The organism is Streptoverticillium reticulum (genome assembly GCF_047456005.1).
Classification (GTDB): Bacteria; Actinomycetota; Actinomycetes; order Streptomycetales; family Streptomycetaceae; genus Streptomyces; species Streptomyces reticulum.
This window is the reverse complement of the sequence record NZ_CP179755.1, coordinates 7758364-7775677: the sequence shown is the minus strand read 5'-3', so window position 1 is coordinate 7775677 and position 17314 is coordinate 7758364. Positions and strand designations below refer to the sequence as shown.

Below are 17314 nucleotides of genomic sequence, written 5' to 3'. Positions count from 1 at the left end.
TCAAAGGAGAAAAAATGAAGACGATGCACCTTGCAGAGATCGACATGATCCAGGCCGACGCCTTCGACCTGGACCTCAAGGAGATCGCCACCCCGACCGACGAGACCCTGGCCCAGCACCCCTCGTTGGGCACCTGCTTCTGCACCGCAATGCACTGCTAAAAAGCAGGCAAAACCCCGCCGGGCCGCTTCCCTCACACCCGGGAAAGCGGCCCGGCCGCCTGTCCGAATTCTTTTCCGCCTTCTTTTCGGGAGCTTTTCAGTGTCCGTATCGGCACCGATTTTCCGCTGCGCGGATATCGCCCTGCTGAGGGCTCCGGTTCTCGCTCGTGAAACGCTCCGGAACACCTGGGCATATCTCCACCCCGGGGACTCCGACGAGCACGAACAACTGACCCGGTACATCGCGGGGCTCGCTTCCCGCCCGGAGGTCGAGGAGGCCGTCGCGACGGCGAGCCCGTCCCTGGCCCGCACCGTGGCCGAGGTGCGCGAGGGCAGGCCGGTGGAACTGAAGCGGCTGCGCAGCGCCGCGCTCTCGCTGAGCCGCTACTGCATCCGGATGGCGTCGCGGCCCACGCCCTTCGGGCTGTTCTCAGGCGTCGCCGCCGTGCAGGTCTCGGACACTGCCGAGGCCCGGCTCGGCCGGGCCCACCGGGCGGTGGTGCGCCCCGACATGGCCTGGCTGACGGAACTCCTCACCCGTCTGGAGACGCGGCCCGACGTCCTGCCCGGGCTGCGGGTCACGGTCAACGATCTCGCCTTCGTGCGCGGCGACCGGCTCGTCCTGCCCTGTGCGGGCCGGGCCGTCGCCGAGGTCTCCGTCCGGCACACGGCCGCCGTCGAGGCCGCCCTCGCACTCGCCGCCGGCCCGGTCGTCCACGGCGAGCTGCGCCGCAGGATGACCGAACACTTCCCGTCCGTCCCCGCCTCGCGCGTGGACGACCTCCTGACGCACATGGTCGAGCACGAGTTCCTGCTCACCGAACTCCGCCCCGACCCCGGCACGGCCGACCCCCTCGCCCACGCGCTCGGCCGTCTCCCGGACATCCCCGAGCGCACCGAACTGGCCGCCGTCCACCGCGAGCTCGGCACCGACACCGCTGCGGCGGCGCAACGGATGCAGCGCCTGCACGCCTCCGACCGGCCACTGCAGATGGACCTGGCACTCGACGCAGAGGTACGCCTGCCCGGCGGCGTGGCAGCCGAGGCCGAGCGTGCCGCCACGGCCCTCTGGCGGATGTCCCTGTCCCCGGCGGTGCCCCATCTCGCCCAGTACCACGGCGACTTCCTCGAACAGTACGGCACCGGCCGTGCGGTCCCGCTGCGGGAACTGCTCGACGCCGACTGCGGACTCGGCGTGCCCGCCGGGTATCTCATGCCGCCCGGCGAACGGGAGAAGCCGCCCCGCCCGGCCATCACGCCGCAGGCGGAGCTGCGCATCGAACTGGCGCAGAGCGCGGCCCTGGCCGGGCAGCGCGAGGTCGTCCTCGACGACGACCTCGTCGCCCGGCTGAGCCCCGATGCCGAACTGCCGCCGCCCGCCTCGCTGGAGCTGTACACCCGCGTCCTGGCCGGATCGGCCGACGACCTCACGGCCGGGCGCTTCCGCCTCTGGCTGACCCCGGGGACGGGCGCCGACCACGCCGGAGCGACGATCGGCCGGTTCTCCCGCCTGCTGCCCGATGCGGCCCGGCGCACCGCACTGGCGTGCCGGGACGCCGAGGCCGACGGCGCGGACTGCGCCCAGCTCTCCCTGCGCACGGTCCACGCACGCTCGGCGAACCTGACCCGGGTCCCGCGATGGCTGGACCGGCAGATCGTCGTCGGCTCCTTCGCCGACCCCGCCGACCCCTGCCTCGTACGGCTCGACGACCTCGCCGTGGAGGCCGACACGACACGGCTGCACCTGGTCTCGTCGAGCACCGGCCGCCGGATCGTGCCGCTCGCCTGGAACATGCTCAACCCGGCGGCACAGGTCTCCAACCTCGGCCGGTTCCTGCGCGAGATCCGCCTGTCCGGCGTGCGGCCGGGCTTCGGGTGGGACTGGGGCCCGATGGAGGCCGCCCCGTACGCCCCCCGCGTGCGCTACGGACGCACCGTGCTCGCCCCGGCGCGCTGGCGCATGACCGACCCCTTCTTCGCCGACAGCACCATGCCGGACGACATCTGGCGCCGCGAGTGCGGCCGTTGGCGCGAGCGCTGGGGTGTGCCGGACCGGGTGCAGCTGTGCGTGGCCGACCGCACTCTGGAGCTCAACCTGGCCGCGGGGCTGCACATCCGGCTGCTGCGGCAGGACGTGCTGCGCTCGCCCGAGGCGGTGTTGCGCGAAGTGCCGGAGGAGGAGCACGCGTACGGGTGGTTCTCCGGGGAGGACGGTGCGCATGCCGCCGAGGTCGTCTTCCCGCTGCTCTCACCGCGGCCGACTGCTCCACAGCCCGCACGGCGCGCGCCGCTCCGGGCCGTCCGGTCGCAAGCACCGGGCGGCGAGTGGCTGTACGCCAAGCTCTACGGATCCACGCACCGGCAGAACGAGTTGCTGACCCGTCACGTGCCCCGCCTGCTGGCGGCGCTCCCCGAGGGGACCGACCGCTGGTTCTTCCTGCGCTACCGCGACCCCGGCCCCCACCTGCGCCTGCGCTTCCACGGCGACCCCGAGGCCCTGAACCGGCAGCTGCTGCCCCGCGTCCACGACTGGTTCGCGGACCTGCGGCGCTCGGGGCTGGCCGGCCGTCTGGTGCTCGACTCCTACGAGCCCGAGTGGGAGCGCTACGGCGGCCGGGCCGCGGCGGCGGCGGCCGAGGAGGCGTTCTGCGCGGACAGCAAGGCCGTGCTGGCACAGCTCGGCGCCCTGGAATCGGGCCGCCTGACGACGGAACCGGAGCTGCTGGGCGCCCTCAACATGCTCGACATCGTGCAGCACGCCCTCGGCCGTGAGCACGCCGAGGAGTGGCACCTGGCCACCTATCCCCGTTCCCCCGCCCACGACACCGTGCGCGACCGTCGCCGGCAGGCGGCCGCACTGATGGCGGAACTGCCGCACACGCTGCCCGGCAGCCCGGAGCGGGCGCCTGCGCTGTCCCGCTACGGCGAGGTCCTGCGCTCCCTGCCCGCCGTGGACCGCCGGGTGGCGCTGACGGGCCTGGTGCACCTGCACCACAACCGGCTGCTGGGCATCGACCCGGAGGCGGAGGACCGGGCCCGGGCCATCGCCCGCGGCGCCCTGGAGATCCGCCGCGGACGCCGCCGGGCCGATGGCACAGCCGCGCGTTCCATGGGTTGATGGGGGAAGGAGACGGCCACGGAGGGCAGGTGCGCGCATGGCGAAGCAGACGGTCGCCGAACAGTTCGTGGACATCCTGGTACGCGCCGGGGTGCAGCGGCTCTACGGGGTGGTCGGCGACAGCCTCAACCCGGTCGTCGACGCCGTGCGCCGCCACCGCGGCATCGAGTGGATCCAGGTCCGCCACGAGGAGACCGCCGCCTTCGCCGCGGGCGCCGAGGCCCAGCTGACCGGAACGCTCGCCGCGTGCGCGGGCTCGTGCGGCCCGGGCAATCTGCACCTGATCAACGGGCTGTACGACGCGCACCGTTCGATGGCCCCGGTCCTCGCGCTCGCCTCGCACATCCCCAGCAGCGAAATCGGCACCGGGTTCTTCCAGGAGACGCACCCGGACCGGCTCTTCCAGGAGTGCAGCCACTACAGCGAGCTCGTCTCCAGCCCCCGCCAGATGCCCCGGGTGCTGCAGACCGGCATCCAGCACGCGGTCGGGCAGGGCGGCGTGAGCGTCATCGCCCTGCCCGGCGACATCGCCGCGGCACCGGCCCCCGAGCGCACCGCCGAGCACGCCCTGGTCACCAGCCGCCCCTCGGTACGGCCCGGCGACGCGGAGATCGCCGCCCTGGCCCGCATGGTCGACGAGGCGGAGAAGGTGACCCTCTTCTGCGGCAGCGGCACCGCGGGCGCCCACGACGAGGTGATGGCGTTCGCGGAACGGGTGAAGTCCCCGGTCGGGCACGCCCTGCGCGGCAAGGAGTGGATCCAGTACGAGAACCCGTACGACGTGGGCATGAGCGGCCTGCTCGGGTACGGCGCGGCCTACGAGGCCACCCACGAGTGCGACCTGCTGCTCCTGCTGGGCACCGACTTCCCGTACAACGCCTTCCTCCCCCACGACGTACGGATCGCGCAGGTCGACGTGCGGCCCGAACACCTGGGCCGGCGCGTCAAGCTCGACCTCGCGGTGTGGGGCGACGTCCGCGAGACGCTGCGCTGCCTGACCCCGCAGGTCCGGCCCAAGGAGAACCGGAAGTTCCTCGACAGGATGCTCAAGAACCATGCCGACGCCCTCGAAGGCGTCGTGAAGGCCTATACGCGCAACGTCGAGAAGCACACGCCGGTCCACCCCGAGTACGTGGCCTCCGTGCTGGACGAAGAGGCCGCCGACGACGCCGTGTTCACCGTCGACACCGGCATGAACAACGTGTGGGCCGCCCGCTATCTCACCCCCAACGGCCGCCGCCGCGTGATCGGTTCCTTCACACACGGCTCGATGGCCAACGCCCTGCCGCAGGCCATCGGCGCCCAACTACTCGACCGCCGCCGCCAGGTCGTCTCGATGTCCGGCGACGGCGGGTTCACGATGCTGATGGGCGACTTCCTCACCCTGGTCCAGTACGACCTGCCGGTCAAAGTGGTGCTGTTCGACAACTCCTCGCTGGGCATGGTCGAACTGGAGATGCTGGTGAGCGGCCTCCCCTCCTACGGAACCACCAACCACAACCCCGACTTCGCCGCCATCGCCCGGGCGGCGGGCGCCTTCGGCGTGCGGGTCGAGAAGCCCAAGCAGGTGCGCAGTGCGCTCCGCGACGCCTTCCGGCACAAGGGCCCGGCGCTCGTGGACGTCGTCACGGACCCCAACGCCCTGTCCATCCCCCCGAAGATCACCGCGGAGATGGTCGGCGGATTCGCCGTGTCCGCAGGGAAGATCGTCCTGGACGGCGGGGTGGGCCGCATGCTCCAGATGGCACGCTCCAACCTGCGCAACGTGCCACGGCCGTGAGCGAGGCCGCGTTCGCCACAGCGGCCCCCGGGGCCGGTCTCGCCGCACTGCGCGGCGCGCCCCGCTCGTCGCCCGGGCCTGACCGGATCCGGATGCAGGGCGCGTACCTGCACACGCCCGTCCTGGAGGCCTTCGACGGCATGCTGCACGTCCCGCAGTCCACCGTCTTCGGCGGTCTCGCCTCGCTCAGCTACTGAATTACCCCTCCTCAACCACTGGCCATTCAAAGGTCTTCAAGTGTCGGCTCTCGAAGTCGGGTAAGTGAGCGTAACCATGTATAAGTGAGTGTCGTTGTCATAGCATGAACCTCACGGAATGGGCGAAGACGCAGGGCGTGCATCCGCAGACCGCGTATCGCTGGTTCCGTGAGGGGACGCTGCCTGTACCGGCTCAGCGGGTCGGCCCGCGCACGATCCTCGTGAACGTGGGGGTCGGCTCCGCGCCCGGGGCAGTCGGCGGGCTGGGTCTGTATGCCCGCGTCTCCTCGCACGACCAGAAGGATGATCTGGAGCGCCAGGTCGCCCGGCTGACCCGGTGGGCTGCCACCACAGGCCATCGAGTGGTGCGAGTGGAGTCCGAAATCGCCTCCGGCACGAACGGCGCCCGTTCCAAGGTCAAGCGGTTGCTTGCCGATCCTGCCGTGCAGGCGGTAGTGGTGGAGCACAAGGACCGCCTCGGCCGGATGAACGTCGAGCTGGTCGAGGCCGCCCTGTCCGCGACCGGGCGCCGTCTGGTCGTGCTGGATGACGGCGAGGCCGAGGACGACCTGGCACGGGACATGGCGGAGGTACTGACCTGGTTCTGTGCCCGCCTGTACGGGCGCCGGTCGGCGAAGAACCGTGCCCGCAAGGCGCTGGAGGCTGCCGAGCATGGCTGACCAGCGCAGGCCGCTGCGGCACATTGCCCGGCCGTTCGTCGCCGACGGCCCGAGGGGTGTCAGCATCCGCGACCGTCTCAAGGGACTGACAGCCGAGGACGAGAAGGTGTTGCGGCTCGTCGGCGCGCACCTGGGCACACTGGCCTCGCGTGATCTGGCCCGCAGGTGCCGTGACGGCCTGGAAACACTCCACCGACGCGTGGGCAGAGCGCAAACGCGATCTGACGGCGTTGTCGTCCTCCCGCTGGGCCGGTTCGATCACGTCCAGCACGCACGACCAGTGGGGCCTGTCCCGGCGTGCGCAGCACGCGCACCTTAAGTCCTTGGATGCTGGTATCCGCATGATCCGGCACCGGCTGTCCCTGCCCGTCGGGGAGAAGGGCAGCCAGGGCAAGCCCGGCGGCTATCGGTCCTCGCACGAGTGGCTCCACAAGTCCCGGCGCCTGGCGATCCTCGAAGAGCGGTACGAACAGGCCACGACCGAACGCAACGCCGGACGCGTGTCAATCACACGCGGGGGCCGCCGGCTGCTCGGCACCCGTCACCACCTCACCGCCGCGAACCTGACCGAGGCACAGTGGCGAGCACAGTGGGAGGCGGCGCGGTGGTTCCTGACCGCCGACGGCGAGTCCGGCAAAAGGTTCGGGAACGAGACGATCCGCGTCAGCCCCGACGGCGAGATCAGCATCAAGCCGCCCGGCCCTCTCATCGAGCACGCAAACGCGAAGCACGGCCGGTACGTGCTGGCCGCGACGGTCGCCTTCCGGCACCGGGGCGACGAATGGCGAGAGAGGATCGAAGCGAACCGGGCCGTGGCCTACCGCATCCACCTGGACACAGTCCGGGACCGCTGGTACCTAGACGCCTCCTGGACCCGCAAAGACCTCCCCGTCGTGTCACTGGCCGCGCTGCGCGCAGGCGGCGTGATCGCCGTGGACACCAACGCCGACCACCTCGCCGCATGGCGCCTCGACGAACACGGCAACCCCCTCGGCACACCCCGCCGCTTCGACTACCAGCTCACCGGCAGCGCTTCGCACCGCGACGCCCAGCTCCGCCACGCCCTCACCCGCCTCCTGCACTGGGCCGAACAGACCGGCGTGCAGGCCATCGCGATCGAAGATCTCGACTTCACCGACTCCACCACCCGCGAGAAACACGGCAGCCGCAAGCGATTCAGACAGCTCATCTCCGGCATCCCCACCGGCCGCCTGCGCGCACGTCTGCTGTCCATGTCCGCGCAAGCCGGCATCGGCGTGATCGCAGTCGATCCCGCGTACACCAGTGCCTGGGGCGCCCGGCACTGGCAAGCCCCCCTCACCGGCAAAACCCGCAAGAGCAGCCGACACGCCGCCGCCTCGGTGGCCATCGGCAGGCGCGCCCTCGGATACCGGATCAGGCGACGGACGACACCGCCCCGTGCACACCAGAGCGATGTGCACGGGCATCGGACCGCCCAGGCCCGACCCGGCGACCGAGGGAGCGAGGGAAGCCGCCCCCGCATCCCCGGACCGCGGACACGATCCGTGCGCGCTGGACGCGGAGTGAACGCGGTGGACCAGAACACCCAAGACCGTTCGGGGTGTTCGGCTGAGCATGGGTTCTGGCAACAGGACTCACTCCCGCTCAGTCTCTAGGAACGGTGTTCGCGCGCACGGCCCGCGGCTGGCACCGCCTCGGCTCCGGCCTCCCGCTGGTCCGTGTCGGGCATCGCGTACGACCACACCGCCCACCGGCTGGTGGCCGCCACGTTCGGGCGCGGCTTCTACGCCATCCGCGTCCCGTAGCGCCACCCCCACGGAGCCGGCCTTCCGGAGATCCCCCTCACATCGCCCCGCTGTGCCCCGGTGATAGAAATGAGTCCGCCGCGCCGGACCGGCCAGGGGAACTGACGAAGCGTCAGAAGTGCCGTCCGGCACGACCGCGCCGGGCCGGGGCGCCGTCCCCGTACCCGCAGCAAGAGAGCACATGAACACTCAGCACACCGCAACCGCCTGCCCGTTCACCCTCGACCCGGCCGCCTCCGACGTCCACGGCGAGGCGGCCCGGCTGCGCGCCCTCGGGCCCGCGGCGCGCGTCGAGCTGCCCGGTGGCGTGCAGGCCTGGTCGGTGACCGACTCCGCCCTGGCCAAGCGACTGCTCACCGACGCCCGCGTCTCCAAGGACGCCCACCGGCACTGGCCCGCCCTCATCGACGGCGAGATCCCCGAGGACTGGCCGCTGCGCTCCTGGGTGGACGTGCGCAACGCGCTCACCGCCTACGGCGACGAGCACACCCGGCTGCGCCGGCTGATCGGCACCGCCTTCGGGCCGCGCCGCGTACGGGCCCTGGCCCCGGCCGTCGAGGAGATCACCGCAGAACTCCTCGACGCGCTCGCCCCGGACGAGGACGGCGTGGTCGACCTGCGCGCCGCGTTCGCGTGGCTGCTGCCCCTGCGCGTCGTCAACACCCTGCTCGGCGTGCCCGAGGGGATGCACGACTCCTTCCGCACCGCGGTCGGCGGCCTCTTCGACACCAGCGCCTCCGCGGAGGAGGCCATGGCGAACGTGCAGACGGTGTACGGGCTGCTGACGGAGCTCGTCGCCGTCAAGCGGGAGACCCCGGGCGACGACGTGACCAGCGTGCTCATCGATGCGCGCGACGACGAGGCCGGCACCCGGCTGAGCGAACAGGAGCTGCTCGACAGCCTGCTGCTGCTCATAGGCGCCGGGCACGAGACGACCGTCAATCTCCTCGACCACGCCATCGTCAACCTGCTCACCCACCCCGGCCAGCTGGACCTGGTCCGCGAGGGCCGGGCCGGATGGCCGGACGTCATCGAGGAGACGCTGCGGCACCAGGCTCCGGTGGCGACCGTCCTGCCGCGCTTCGCGGTCGAGGACATCCACGTCCCGGAGTCCGGCGTGACCATCCGCCGGGGCGAGATGATCGTCGTCAACTTCGCCGCCATCGGGCGCGACCCGCGCGTGCACGGCGAGGACGCCGGCCGTTTCGACATCGTCCGGCCGGGCCGCCGCGAGCACCTGTCCTTCGGCCACGGCACGCACTACTGCCTGGGCGCCGAACTGGCCCGTCTGGAGGCCCGGATCGCCCTGTCGGCGCTCTTCGAGCGGTTCCCGGACCTGGCGCTCGCAGTGCCGGCGGAGGAGCTGCGGCCGCTGGAGTCGTTCATCTCCAACGGCCACCGCACGCTGCCGGTCCGTACGGTCAGGGGCTGACCGCGTCGAAGCCGTAGCGCAGCGGCTCGGCGGTGACCCGCAGGTCGCGGCGGTAGACGTAGATCGCCGCGACCTGCACGGCGGGGCCGGCGGCCGGCGGGTTCTCGACGGCGCACGGCCGGGTGACCTGGACGACACCCGGCCGGTCCGTCACCCGGATCCGCAGGCCGTCGGCGGGCCCGCCGTCGAGGACCGCCGTCTCCCACACCGTCACACCGTCCTGAGTCATGATCGACACCATACTTCAGCACTTACGCAAGTATGCAATCGCGGGGCATGCAACCCCGTCGGCCGGGCATGCGTCCGTGAACAGTACAGACGTAGCAACAACGGAAGGCAGGACCACCACCATGGGCATCCTCGGCTGGATCATTCTGGGGCTGCTGGCAGGCGCGATCGCGAAGATCCTGCTTCCCGGCCGCGACCCGGGCGGCTTCATCGGCACCACGCTCATCGGCATCGCGGGGGCGTTCCTCGGCGGCTGGCTGTCCGCCAAGTTCCTCCACAAGCCCATCGCCAAGCACTTCTTCGACGCACCCACCTGGGGTGCGGCGATCGTCGGCTCGCTGGTGCTGCTGATCGGCTACCGGATCCTCTTCGGGAACTCACGGGACTGAGCGACCCCCGGTCCGTGCACTCTTCACCCGATCGCGTGGTTTCGGACGGATCATACGCAAAACACACCCGACGTCCCCCAGCCTAGGGGCGTGGCGCGCGAAATGTACGCGATCGACGTGGACCGGCTGCTGGCGTTCGCCGATGCGGTGATCGCCATCGCCATCACCCTGCTGGCGCTCGAACTCCATGTGCCCGACGGCCTTCCGGCGGCGGAGCTCGGTCATGCCCTGCACGAGGTGCTGGCCAAGGTCGATGCCTATCTGCTCACGTTCGTCGTGATCGGCCTGCTGTGGCTCGCGCACCACAGGCTGTTCGGCATGGTCGCCACGCTCGACCGCACCATGGTGCGCCTGGAGCTCGGCCTGCTGGCCGTCATCGCCGCGCTGCCGTTCCCGACCCGGCTGATCAGCGAATACGGCCAGACCTCCGCCGCCACGGCCGTCTATGCCGGCACCCTCGCGACTGCCTCCTCCCTGATGACCGTCATGTGCCTGCGCCTGCTGACCCCGGGGCCGCTGCGCGCGCCCGGGGTGACCCAACAGCAAGTGAAGCGGACCGTGTTCGTCAGTGCCACGCTGGCCGCCGTGTTCGCCACATCGGTCCCGCTGGCTTTCGCTTCACCCACCCTTGCCAAGTACTGGTTGTGGCTGGCCTTCCTCGTGCGGGCGCTGCCCCGCTTCAGGCGAGCAGCCATGTGATCAGCGACAGCGTGCCGAACGACAGCAGCGTCGACCCCACCACCGTGTCCCTGGCCACGTCGGTGCGCAGCCGGTACTCGGCGGCGTAGATGAACGCGTTCTGTGCCGTCGGCAGGCCCGCGCACAGGGTCGCGGCCAGCAGCGTGTGGCGGTCCAGGCCGAAGGCCCAGCGGCCGAGCGCGTAGGCGGCCGCGGGCTGCACGGCGACCTTCAGCGCCACGAGGACGAGCCGCTCGGCGAGGCCCTTGGCGTCCGGCAGCACCCGGGTGTTGAGGGACATGCCGAGAGCGAACAGCGCGGTCGGCACCCCGGCGCCGCCGATCATGTGCAGGGGCTGGACGACGACTCCGGGCAGCCGCCAGCCCGCCGCGGAGACGGCCACGCCGGCCGCGGCGGACCCGATGACCGCGTTGCGCAGGGGCAGTTGCGCCAGGCGCCGCCAGCGGCCCGGCCCGCTCCGGTGGGCGTCGAGTTCGATCATCACCATGATCAGCGGGGTGACCACCAGCATCTGGAACACGGCCGCGGCGGCGATGAACGAGGTGTCCCCCAGCACCCCGAGCGCCACCGGGATGCCGAGGTTGGCCGAGTTGACGTAGGACGCGGCCATGGCGTGCACGGCCCGGTCCGCCGGACGCATCGGCCAGAGCAGCCGGCAGAGCAGCAGCGCCGCCCCGAACACCAGGACCAGGCTGAGCGCGAAGACGGCGACGCCGGGGTCCGCGATCCTGCCCAGGGGCGCCTGGGACAGGGTGAGGAACAGCAGCGCCGGCATCGCGCACACGAAGGCGAAGCGGGCGAGCACGGGCTGGGCCTGCGGGCCGAGTATCCCGGTGCGACCCGCGCCCCAACCCGCCGCCGTCACCGCCCAGATGGGAACGAAGCCCGATATGACCGACTGCACAGCGCTCCACCCAATCGCCCGATATCCATGATCCACTGCCCACAGTTGCATGCATGCTTTACGGAATCCACGGAGGTCGTGTGCAACTGCACGGTCCGGCACGGGTAGGTCTCCTCCCTTGCACCGGACGACAGGGGGACACACGTGAAACGGCGGGACCGGCTGCGGTACTGGTTCGACAGCACGATGGACCGCGGCACGCCGGCCCTGATCGGCTGGCTGGCGCTGGCCTCCGTGGTACTGATCGCCTTCACCGCCACGCTCGTCGTGCTGTTCACCGACACCGACACCGAGCGCAACGGCGGCTGGCTGGGCGTGGCCTGGATGAGCCTGCTGCGCGCCCTGGACCCCGGCACCATGGGCAGCGACACCGGAACTCCGGTGTTCCTGGGGCTGATGCTGCTGGTGACGGTGGGCGGGATCTTCATCGTCAGCGCCCTCATCGGTGTGCTGACGACGGGCCTGGACCACCGGATCCAGCAGCTGCGCAAGGGCCGTTCGCAGCTCCTGGAGCGCGGGCACACCGTCGTGCTGGGCTGGTCGGAGCAGATCTTCACGGTGGTCGAGGAGCTCGTCGAGGCCAATCAGAGCGAGCGTCGCTCGTGCGTGGCGGTCCTGGCGGACCGCGACAAGGTCGACATGGAGGAGCAGATCCGGATGCGCGTCCCCGACCCGGGCCGCACCAAGGTGATCTGCCGGTCGGGCAATCCGCTCAAGCAGGACGACCTGGAGCTGGTCAGTCCGGACACCGCCAAGTCCGTCATGGTGCTGCCGGCGTTCGGGCCCGACAGCGACACGACGGTCATCAAGATGCTGCTGGTGCTCAACAACAGGCCCTGGGCCAAGGCCCGTCCGCCGGTGGTGGCCGCGGTGCAGGACTCGGGGAACCTGGCGGCCGCCCGGCTCGCCGCGGGCCCGAGCGGCCTGGTCATCGACGCCGACGACCTCGCCGTGCGCCTGGTGGTGCAGTCGCACCGGCAGACGGGGCTGTCGACGGTGTGGAACGAGCTCCTGAGCTTCTACGGCAACGAGTTCTACATCCACCACGCCCCGGCGCTCACCGGCGCGTCCTACGGCGACGCGCTGAACCGCTACCAGCTGGGCATCCCGGTCGGGCTGCACCGGGGCGACGGCCGGATACTGGTCAACCCGCCGATGGACACCGTCATCGCCGAGGACGACAGGATCGTCGTCGTGGCCGAGGACGACGCGCTCATCCGGCTCGCCCACTCCGCTCCTCCGGTGGCCGAAGAGGCCGTCGTCCAGCCCTCCCGCAGGCCCTCGAAGCCCGGCCGGACCCTGCTCGTCGGCTGGAACGCCCGCGCCGCCAAGATCATTGAACTGCTGGACCGGTTCGCCCTGCCCGGCTCTGTCCTCGACGTCGCCTCGCCCGTCCGCCCCGACGGGCTCGACGGTATCCCGACCGCGAACCTCGCCCTCGGGCACAAGCCCTGCGAACCCACCGGGCGGCAGTCGCTGGAGGACCTGTTCCCCGGCGGCTACCAGCACATCATCGTGCTCTCCGACGACACCTCCGATCCCGAACACGCCGACAACCGCACCCTGGTGACGCTGCTTCAGCTGCGGGACATCGAAGTCGGCCTGGGCGACCCGTACTCGATCGTCTCGGAGATGAACCACGACAGCAACCGCGAGGTGGCCCAGGTCACCAAGGCCGACGACTTCATCGTCAGCACCAAGCTCGTCAGCCTGCTGCTGACCCAGCTCTCCGAGAACGTCGACGTGTACGCGCTGCTGAGCGCCCTCTTCGACCCGACCGGGGCGGAGATCTACCTCAAGCCGGCCGGCGACTACCTCCGGCCCGGCGCCGAGGCCACCTTCGCCACCGCCATCGAGGCGGCCCGGCGGCGCGGGGAGACCGCCATCGGCTACCGGCTCGGCCGCGACCGCGACGTGCCGCCCTCCTACGGCATCCGCCTCAACCCGCCGAAGGCCGCTCCGCTGACCCTGCACGAAGGGGACCAGGTCGTCGTCATCGCCGGTCACGAGTAGCCGGACTCCGGGGCCGGTGGCACGCTGAACACATGGGCCGGCCCAACGAGGAGGTCGAGGCGCTGCTGCAGGAGTACGCGGACCTCGTCGCGATCTCCGGCGGCGACGCCTTCAAGGCGCGCGCCTACGAGAAGGCCGCCCGGGCCATCGGCGGCCACCCCACGGACGTCTCCACGCTCGACGCCAAGGGCCTGCAGGAGATCCCCAACGTCGGCAAGTCGATCGCCGAGAAGGTCGTGGAGTTCCTGAGCACGGGCCGGGTCGCCGCCGTCGAGGAGACCCGGGCGTCGGTCCCGGCCGGGGTCCGGGAGCTGCTCGCCATCCCCATGCTCGGGCCCAGGAAGGCCATGACCCTCTACGAGGAGCTGCAGATCTCCTCCGTGGAGCAGCTGCTCGACGCCGTCCACGAGCAACGGCTGCGCGACCTGAAGGGGTTCGGGGAGAAGACCGAGGCGAACATCCTGCACGGCATCGCCCTGATGCAGAAGGCCGGCAAACGGATCCTGATCAGCGCCGCCACGGACGTCGCGGACCAGGTGGTCGGGGACCTGTCGCAGGTGGAGGGCTGCGAGGGGTGCGCGTATGCGGGGTCGCTGCGGCGGATGCAGGAGACCATCGGGGACGTCGACGTGCTGGTGGCCGCCGAGGCGTCCGGCCCCTTCATGGAGGCGTTCGGCAGCCTGCCGTACGCCGCCGAGGTCATCGCGAGCGGGCGGAAGAAGACCTCCATCCGCACCACCAAGGGCCTCCAGGTCGACCTGCGGGTGCTGCCGCCGGACTCCTGGGGCGCGGGCCTGCTGTACTTCACCGGCTCCAAGGCGCACAACATCCGCATCCGCGAGATCGCGGTGCGGGACGGGCTCAAGCTCTCCGAGTACGGCCTCTTCCGGACCGAGGACGGCGCGAAGGTCGTCTCGGAGACCGAGGAGGAGATCTACGCCCGGCTGGGGCTGCCCTGGATCCCGCCCACCCTGCGCGAGGACCGCGGCGAGATCGCCGCCGGGCTGCGCGACGAACTCCCCGAACTGGTCGAGGAGGGCGACATCCGGGGCGACCTGCACACCCACACCGACCTCACGGACGGTCTCGCCTCCCTGGAGGACATGGTCACCGCGGCCGCGGCCCGCGGTTACGCGTACTACGCCGTCACCGACCACGCCCCGAACCTGTACATGCAGCGGATGACCGACGCCAAGATCCTGGCGCAGCGCGAGACGGTGCGGAAGCTCGACGGCAAGCACCGCCGGATGCGACTGCTGCACGGCACCGAGCTCAACATCGGCCCGGACGGCGAGGTGGACTGGCCGGACGACTTCCTCGCGGGATTCGACCTGTGCGTCGCCTCGGTGCACTCCCACTTCCGCCAGAGCCGGGACAAGCTGACCCGCCGGCTCGTGCGCGCCTGCGAGAACCCGCACGTGGCCGTCCTGGGCCATCCCACGACCCGGCTGATCGGCAAACGCCCCGGGATCGACGCCGACTTCGACGCGGTCTTCGAGGCGTGCGCGCGCACGGGCACGGCCCTGGAGATCAACGCGCACCCCGAGCGGCTGGACCTGCGCGACGAGGACATCCTGCGCGCCAAGCGGTACGGCGTGAAGTTCGCGGTCAACACGGATGCTCACTCGGTGACCCACCTGCCGTACATGCGCTACGGCGTGGGCACGGCGCAACGCGGCTGGCTGACCGAGGACGACGTGATCAACACCTGGCCCCTGCAACGGCTGCGGCGCTTCCTGGCCGGGCCGAAAGCATGATCGTTGACCAGGAATTCACCCTTCAGGCCCTGTTCACGGGGCACTTCACGATGCTGTCATGAACGCAACACCCCGGAAACCTCCGGGTCTTCATCGTGCGGAGCCCCCCATGAACTCCCTGCGCCGAATCACGGCCGCGGCAGCATGCCTGCTTCTTCCGACCGCCGGACTCGTCCTCACCGCCGGCACCGCCCACGCGGCCGGCAGCACCACGTGCAGCCAGTCGTACCTGCCGCTGCCCGACCCGTCCTGCCAGCCCGGTGCCTTCAACCCGGACGTCACCCAGGCGACCATAGGCTCGACGATCTGCGTGTCGGGCTGGACGAAGACCGTCCGCCCGCCGGCCTCGTACACCAACAAGCTCAAGGCACAGCAGATCGCCGCGTACGGGTACACCGACACCGACCCCGCCAGCTACGAAGAGGACCACTTCGTCCCGCTGGAGCTGGGCGGTGCGCCCAGGGACCCCAAGAACCTGTGGCCCGAGCCCCGGTCCGGGAACGAGCAGGCAAGCGACAAGGACCAAGTGGAGAACAAGCTCAAGCAGGCCGTCTGCAACGGCACCGTGACCCTCGACGCCGCCCGCAGCGCCATCGTCACCGACTGGACGACGGCCCTGGCGGACCTCGGCCTGGAGTAAGGAAACCGGAGTGATGAAAGAGGCCCTCCAGGACGGGGAGTTGCGTCCTGAAGGGCCCTTCGGGCACGTCGCTATCCGAGGGCGACGCCCTGTTGCAGGGCCCGGCCCGCCCGGATCTCCTCGGCGGACAGCGTGACCGTCCCGTCCGGGTCGGGTCCCGGCTCCAGCTGGGTGCGTCCCGCCGCGTCGCTCAGCTTCAACAGCAGGGCGACCAGCAGCCAGTTGGCGAGCATCGACGAACCGCCCTGGGCGAGGAACGGCAGGGCCTTGCCGGTGAGCGGAATGAGGCCGCTGGCACCGCCCGCCACCACGAAGACCTGCAGCACGAGCGCGGCCGCCAGGCCCGACGCCAGCAGCTTGCCGAAGGGGTCGGTCAGCACCAGGGCGGTGCGCAGCCCGCGTTCGGCGAGCAGGGCGTACACCAGCAGGAGCGCCAGCACGCCCGCGGCGCCCAGTTCCTCGCCGACGGTGGTGAGGATGAAGTCGCTGCGCCCCGCGAAGCCGATCAGCCACGGGTAGCCCTGGCCCAGGCCGGAGCCCAGGATGCCGCCGCTGCCGAAGCTGAACATCGCCTGGGCGCCCTGCTCGGAGATCAGGCCGGGCGGCGGGTGGGGCAGGTAGATGTCCATCGGGTGCAGCCAGGCGACCACGCGGCCGTGCACGTGCGGTTCCATGGAGCCGACGACCCCGGCGCCGACGCACGCCAGCAGCAGGCCGATCACCACCCAGCCGGTGCGTTCGGTGGCCACGTACAGCATCACCACGAAGATCCCGAAGAAGATCAGCGAGGTGCCCAGGTCGCGCTCGAAGATCAGCACCAGCAGGCTGGCGGCCCAGATGGCCACCACCGGGCCGAGGTTGCGGCCGCGCGGCAGGTACATCCCCAGCACCCGGCGGCTGGCCAGGGCGAGCGCATCGCGCTGGACCATCAGGTAGCCGGCGAAGAAGATCGTGATGACGAGCTTGGTGAACTCGTCCGGCTCGAAGGAGAATCCACCCAGCCGGATCCAGCGCTTGGCCCCGTAGGTGTCGCCGGGGAAGAACGCCGGGGCCGCCAGCAGCACCAGCGCGCCCGCCATGAGCACGTACGTGTAGCGCTGGAGGATGCGGTGGTGCTTGAGCCCGACCGTCACGGCGACGAAGGCCGCGACGCCGATGCACAGCCACATCACCTGGCCGCCGGCGACGGGCGCGGACCTGTACTTGGCCGCGTACGAGATGTCGAGCCGGTGCAGCAGCACCAGGCCCATCCCGCTGAGGAACACCGCCAGGGGCAGGATGAGGGGGTCCGCGTACGGGGCGAAGCGCCGCACGGCGAGGTGGGCCAGCACGGCGACCGCGCCCAGCCCGCACACCTGCAGGGCGAACGCGCCGGGGAGCCCCCCGTGCAGGGCGCACTCCGCGTCGGCGTCGGCGAACGCGGCGGTCAGCACCGCGAAGAGCACCAGCACCAGTTCGGTGTTCCGGCGGCGCCGGACCCCGTCGGCCCCGGCGCCCGTCGGCACCCGCCGCGCTCCGAGGAGACCCCG

14 protein-coding genes and 1 pseudogene are annotated in these 17314 nt (G+C 71.1%); 12 read left to right on the top strand and 3 right to left on the bottom strand.

Annotation, left to right across the window (positions count from 1 at the left end; translation table 11 throughout):
- Positions 1 to 14: 14 nt before the first annotated feature.
- The 7 genes and pseudogenes from ACMATS_RS35350 to ACMATS_RS35320 all read left to right on the top strand — a co-directional run bounded on the left by ACMATS_RS35350 (position 15) and on the right by ACMATS_RS35320 (position 9155).
- Positions 15 to 161, top strand: a complete 147-nt coding sequence (locus tag ACMATS_RS35350; RefSeq protein WP_414170293.1) for a hypothetical protein — start codon at positions 15 to 17, stop codon at positions 159 to 161.
- A 100-nt stretch (positions 162 to 261) separates the two neighbouring features.
- The gene (locus ACMATS_RS35345) at positions 262 to 3279 is read left to right on the top strand and encodes a lantibiotic dehydratase (protein WP_414170292.1); all 3018 of its coding nucleotides are present in this window, start codon (positions 262 to 264) and stop codon (positions 3277 to 3279) included.
- Positions 3280 to 3316: 37 nt separating this feature from the next.
- On the top strand, positions 3317 to 5059 hold the full coding sequence (locus ACMATS_RS35340) for a pyruvate dehydrogenase (protein ID WP_390775303.1): 1743 nt from the start codon (positions 3317 to 3319) through the stop codon (positions 5057 to 5059).
- Entirely contained in the window at positions 5056 to 5256 is a 201-nt protein-coding gene (locus tag ACMATS_RS35335) for a hypothetical protein (protein WP_391154408.1), read from the top strand. The genes ACMATS_RS35340 and ACMATS_RS35335 overlap by 4 nt, the downstream gene beginning before the upstream one ends.
- Positions 5257 to 5360: 104 nt before the next feature.
- Positions 5361 to 5936 (top strand): IS607 family transposase, encoded by a 576-nt coding sequence (locus ACMATS_RS35330; protein ID WP_414170291.1) that lies wholly within the window; start codon positions 5361 to 5363, stop codon positions 5934 to 5936.
- Positions 5929 to 7573 (top strand): annotated as a pseudogene (locus ACMATS_RS35325) (IS200/IS605 family accessory protein TnpB-related protein). Before ACMATS_RS35330 ends, ACMATS_RS35325 begins: the two are co-directional and overlap by 8 nt.
- Before the next feature lie 331 nt (positions 7574 to 7904).
- On the top strand, positions 7905 to 9155 hold the full coding sequence (locus ACMATS_RS35320; RefSeq protein WP_414170290.1) for a cytochrome P450 family protein: 1251 nt from the start codon (positions 7905 to 7907) through the stop codon (positions 9153 to 9155).
- Here ACMATS_RS35320 and ACMATS_RS35315 read toward each other — a convergent pair.
- Complete coding sequence (locus tag ACMATS_RS35315) at positions 9145 to 9384, bottom strand: hypothetical protein (RefSeq protein WP_414170289.1); 240 nt, start codon at positions 9382 to 9384, stop codon at positions 9145 to 9147. The genes ACMATS_RS35320 and ACMATS_RS35315 overlap by 11 nt on opposite strands.
- 121 nt (positions 9385 to 9505) lie before the next feature.
- Between ACMATS_RS35315 and ACMATS_RS35310 the strand changes: the two genes are divergently transcribed.
- Both ACMATS_RS35310 and ACMATS_RS35305 read left to right on the top strand, forming a co-directional pair.
- Positions 9506 to 9772, top strand: coding sequence for a GlsB/YeaQ/YmgE family stress response membrane protein (locus ACMATS_RS35310; RefSeq protein ID WP_390776139.1), 267 nt, complete (start codon positions 9506 to 9508; stop codon positions 9770 to 9772).
- A 90-nt stretch (positions 9773 to 9862) separates the two neighbouring features.
- Complete coding sequence (locus ACMATS_RS35305) at positions 9863 to 10471, top strand: TMEM175 family protein (protein ID WP_414170288.1); 609 nt, start codon at positions 9863 to 9865, stop codon at positions 10469 to 10471.
- Here ACMATS_RS35305 and ACMATS_RS35300 read toward each other — a convergent pair.
- Positions 10452 to 11426, bottom strand: a complete 975-nt coding sequence (locus ACMATS_RS35300) for an AEC family transporter (protein ID WP_414170287.1) — start codon at positions 11424 to 11426, stop codon at positions 10452 to 10454. The genes ACMATS_RS35305 and ACMATS_RS35300 overlap by 20 nt on opposite strands.
- Before the next feature lie 93 nt (positions 11427 to 11519).
- On the opposite strand from ACMATS_RS35300, the gene ACMATS_RS35295 reads away from it, so the two are divergent.
- From ACMATS_RS35295 to ACMATS_RS35285, 3 genes are all read left to right on the top strand, one after another.
- On the top strand, positions 11520 to 13388 hold the full coding sequence (locus ACMATS_RS35295; protein WP_390775310.1) for a CASTOR/POLLUX-related putative ion channel: 1869 nt from the start codon (positions 11520 to 11522) through the stop codon (positions 13386 to 13388).
- Positions 13389 to 13420: 32 nt separating this feature from the next.
- Positions 13421 to 15145: a DNA polymerase/3'-5' exonuclease PolX gene (gene polX / locus ACMATS_RS35290; protein ID WP_391154428.1), complete on the top strand. Its 1725-nt coding sequence runs from the start codon at positions 13421 to 13423 to the stop codon at positions 15143 to 15145.
- 109 nt (positions 15146 to 15254) lie between these two features.
- Positions 15255 to 15785: a hypothetical protein gene (locus tag ACMATS_RS35285; protein WP_414170286.1), complete on the top strand. Its 531-nt coding sequence runs from the start codon at positions 15255 to 15257 to the stop codon at positions 15783 to 15785.
- 71 nt (positions 15786 to 15856) lie between these two features.
- On the opposite strand, the gene ACMATS_RS35280 is transcribed toward ACMATS_RS35285, so the two are convergent.
- Positions 15857 to 17290 carry an FtsW/RodA/SpoVE family cell cycle protein gene (locus tag ACMATS_RS35280; protein ID WP_414170856.1) on the bottom strand — a complete coding sequence of 478 codons (1434 nt, stop codon included), beginning with the start codon at positions 17288 to 17290 and terminating at the stop codon, positions 15857 to 15859.
- Positions 17291 to 17314 lie beyond the last annotated feature (24 nt).